The sequence below is a fragment of the Mycolicibacillus koreensis genome (genome assembly GCF_002104795.1).
In the GTDB taxonomy this organism is placed as follows: domain Bacteria; phylum Actinomycetota; class Actinomycetes; order Mycobacteriales; family Mycobacteriaceae; genus Mycobacterium; species Mycobacterium koreense.
Window position 1 is genome coordinate 1 of sequence record NZ_NCXO01000091.1, and the last position, 4,062, is coordinate 4,062.

The window sequence follows — 4,062 nt, forward strand, 5'->3', positions numbered from 1 at the left end:
TTGATTGATTCTTCCTGCCCGAACACTCGGGCAACAGAGTCCCACAACGACTGGACCACTACAGGGGGCCCACCTCAACGATGCCAAACCGGGGATCGAACGGCAGGCCGTCGATCGGACGGCCGAAGTAGCCGATTGCGCGAAGCTCCAGGCCGGTGTCGAGTTCGCAAGCCTCGCCGACGGGCTGCGCGCGCTGTACGCCGTCGGAGTGCCCAATTTTCAGAGACTCGTCTTGGTCGCGTTTGAGTTTGAGTGTCCGGCAATCGATGACGAGGAATTTGGTCAGTCGCTGTGGCTGAGCAGGATCCCGAATGGTTTGGCGTCAGGATCGTTGTTCAAGTCCAGTTGCACCGTCTTGACCTGGGTGTAGCTGTCCAATGCGTTCGGGCCGAGCTCGCGCCCCAGCCCACTCTGCTTGTAACCGCCAAATGGTACTTGGCAATTGATTTGATGTGCGTTGTTGATCCACACATTGCCGCTTTGGATACGGGCCGCAGTGCTGAGAGCCCGCTCGTTGTCGTTGGACCAGATGCTGGCCGACAGGCCATAGTCGCTATCGTTGGCGATCGCGATAGCCTCCTCGTCGCTGTCGTAGCTCATGACGACCAGAACCGGGCCGAACACCTCTTCGCGAGCGATGGGCATATCGTTCCGCACGTTGGAGAGAATGGTGGGGGCCACCCAGAATCCGCGCTCAAACTGTTCTCCCTCAGGGCGGTGGCCGCCAAGTTCAACGGTCGCTCCCCCGGCTTCGGCGCCACGGATGTAGTCCAAGATTCGGTCCTGCTGCTTGGCGTCGATCACCGGCCCCATGTCGGTATCCCAGTCGCGAGTGCTACCCACGACGATCGTTTTGGCGCGCTCGACGAGGCGGCGAACAAACTCGTCGTGAAGCCGCGCGGGGATCAGTGCACGAGTGCCGGACACGCAGACCTGGCCGGAATAGAGGAAGCAGCCGAAGAGCACCCCGTCGGCAGCCATGTTCAGATCGGCGTCGTCCAAGACGATGGACGGACCCTTGCCCCCAAGCTCCAGAGTTACCTGCTTGACCGTGTCGGACGCCAGGCGCATGATCTCCCGCCCCACCTGAGTGGACCCGGTGAAAGCAATTTTTCCGACGTCGGGGTGAGCAGCAAGGCGCGCGCCGGCCACCGAACCGGAACCGGTCACAATGTTGAGTACACCGGGTGGCAGGCCGTTGTCTTCGGCGATTCGCGCAAACTCCAGCATCGACAGGGGCGTGCGCTCGTCAGGTTTGACGACCACACTGTTGCCCGCAGCCAACGCCGGCCCCACCTTCCACAACGTCAGTAGCAGCGGGAAGTTGAACGGGGCGATCGCACCGACGACACCGATGGGTTCGCGGTGCACCACGCTTTCGCTCGGCGCCGGAGACGTCGACGACGGAGCGGTTCGCTGCCAGCTGTAGGTTTCGGCGAGCTCCGCGAAATAGTTGAAATGGTGCAGTGCATAACCGATATGGAAGCCGGTAGCTTGGCGCACAGTTGCGCCATTGGCGACTAACTCGAGCTCTACCAACTTGTCAGCGGCCGCGTGTGCTGCTGCGCCGATTCGTCGCATGACCGAAGCACGCTCTTGCGGCGTCATAGCTGACCACACGCCACTCTCGAACGTCGACTTGGCTGCGGCGACCGCAGCGTCGACATGTTCAGCCCCACCGCGTGGAACCGTCGCGACCACAGACCCGTCATTGGGGTCGACGATCGGCATCCGTTGATCGGTGTCGACGCCTCGCCCGCCGATCCGCATCAAATGGTGCTCGATTTCCACCGTAGTCATGTCGGCTCCCTTGGTTATCGACGAAGGCTTGCAGAGCACTCCTGACGGATTGCACCGGTGCCGCTGTGACCCGGCAGCCGCGCAACGGTTCGTGGCCTACCTCGGTGGCTTCTTCCGCCCGAAACCACCCGCTCGATTCCCCTGCCATGCAACCACGGAGTGATCAGCCGGTCAGCGTCCATAAGTGATGTGTTCGTATCTCGCAAGAGGTAGAGCACACCCACTACGCTTCGCCGGAACGGGCCCTGGCCGGCTCCCAGAGCCCCATCGGCTCAATCCTGAAAGCACCGCAAGGAGGCCAGGCCGAGCAGTGACGCCCGCTGCTCCTGCGGCCTCTGGTCGGCCAAAATAGTTGACTCGACGTGGGTTTTCCGGCCACCACACATGCCGCACCTGCCAGGCGAGTTCCGGCCGAGAACCACTACGACCCGGTGTCGGCGCGACCCGATCTGCGCGTTGGCGATTGCGATTCCGAAAGCAGCCCGACGTGACGTCCCCAGGGGGCCGACGATACGAGTCCGGAAGCGCGAATCGATGGGAGTCATTCACTACGCGGATAAACCAGCTCACCCGATCGTTCGGTCTTGCGACGACTCTTCGCTCATCGCCGAATACCCCGAACTGGGTAGTGAGGAAACCACCTTCTGGTGACGCGGATTACTGCTGCTCCCGGGGAGAATCGAAGCATTCCTAATGGCCACGCCAATCGGTCCAGACGCAACCGTGTCCGGACTGCGGAATTGATTAGAAAGAGGTAACCGTGACGACTCAGGTCACCGATTCAGTTCACGTTCCCGACCACATCGCGAACCAGATCGTGCTGCCCGAAGGGCACCTCGACGAAGACGCGTTGTTCGCCGCATATCGGTGGCTGCGAAACAACGCGCCAGTCGCCCAAGTAGTCGTCGAGGGCTACGATCCACTTTGGCTGATCAGCAAGCACGCCGACATCATGGAGGTCGAGGGCCAACCCGATAAGTTTGTGGCCGGCGGCACAAACCATTGTGTCCTTCAGACCCAAGCCGGCGACGCATTCACCAAGCAACTACTCGGCGGCCACCTGCAGGTCATGGACGCGTTGCCCTACCTCGATCCGCCCCAGCACACTGAAGTCAAAAGCATCGGCATCGGGTGGTTCCGTCCGGCCAACCTGAAGCGCTGGGAAGCCCAGATCCGCGAACACGCCCAGGAAACCGTGCGCCAACTCGTCGCCGGCGGCGACCGAGAGATCGACATCGTCCGCGACTTCGCGTTGGCCTACCCACTTCATGTGATGATGATGCTGTTCGGCGTGCCCGCCGAAGACGAACCCCGGATGATGGCGTTGACACAGGATTTCTTCGGCACCACCGACCCTGACACCCAACGCGACGACGTCGAACCACTCTCCCCCGAGGCCGCCGCTCAACAGTGGACCGCCACCGTCGCGGATTTCAACGCTTATTTCGACACGCTGGTCGAGGACCGGCGCGCCAATCCGCGCGACGATCTAGCTACCGCAATCGCGACCGCCAGAACCCCTGATGGCGAGTACTATCCGAAGAGTTACAGCTATGGCTGGTTCATCGCGATCGCGACCGCCGGGCACGACACCACGTCGACCACGGTCTCGACAATCCTGCTGGAATTGTCGAAGCAACCCGAGCTGCTGGCGCGAGTGCAATCCGATCTCTCACTCGTGCCCGATCTGGTCAACGAAGGGGTGCGGTGGGCGGCCGCGGTGAAGCACTTCACCCGCCAGGCGTTGACCGATTACACCTTGCGGGGCCAGCAGATCAAGGCCGGTGACCGCCTGATGGTGCTATTCCAATCCGGCAGCCGAGACGAGGACGTTTTCGATCGGCCAGAGGAATTCATTATCGACCGACGGCCGAACCGGCACATCGCGTTTGGACACGGTCCGCACAAATGCCTTGGCATGTACGTAGCCAAGATCGAGATGACGATGCTGCTCGAGGAGTTGCTACCGCGGCTGAAGAGCATCGAAGTGACAGGCCCGGTCAAAGTGGCGCAGACGAATTTTGTCGGCGGCATCCGGAAACTGCCGGCGCGGTTGACCTTCACCCCTTCATAATCTGAGAACCTTCCTGGTCGTCTGCCACCTCGCGCGTGGCAGACGACCGGGAAGGAGCGTTGAAGCGTCGCCAAGATCGCAGGTTCGAGCGTCCGGCGCCGCTGGAAATCAGGCTCTTCACCACGAACCTGGGAGATGGGGAGTCCGGGCGACACGCCGCGAACGGTGAAATGAACTGATCGTGGGCC

At 61.7% G+C, this 4,062-nt stretch carries 2 protein-coding genes; one reads left to right on the top strand and one right to left on the bottom strand.

Features of this window, described 5'->3' with window-relative positions:
• Positions 1–282 precede the first annotated feature (282 nt).
• Positions 283–1,800: an aldehyde dehydrogenase family protein gene (locus B8W67_RS19880; protein WP_069393674.1), complete on the bottom strand. Its 1,518-nt coding sequence runs from the start codon at positions 1,798–1,800 to the stop codon at positions 283–285.
• Positions 1,801–2,560: 760 nt separating this feature from the next.
• Between B8W67_RS19880 and B8W67_RS19885 the strand changes: the two genes are divergently transcribed.
• The gene (locus B8W67_RS19885; RefSeq protein WP_069393673.1) at positions 2,561–3,874 is read left to right on the top strand and encodes a cytochrome P450; all 1,314 of its coding nucleotides are present in this window, start codon (positions 2,561–2,563) and stop codon (positions 3,872–3,874) included.
• Positions 3,875–4,062 lie beyond the last annotated feature (188 nt).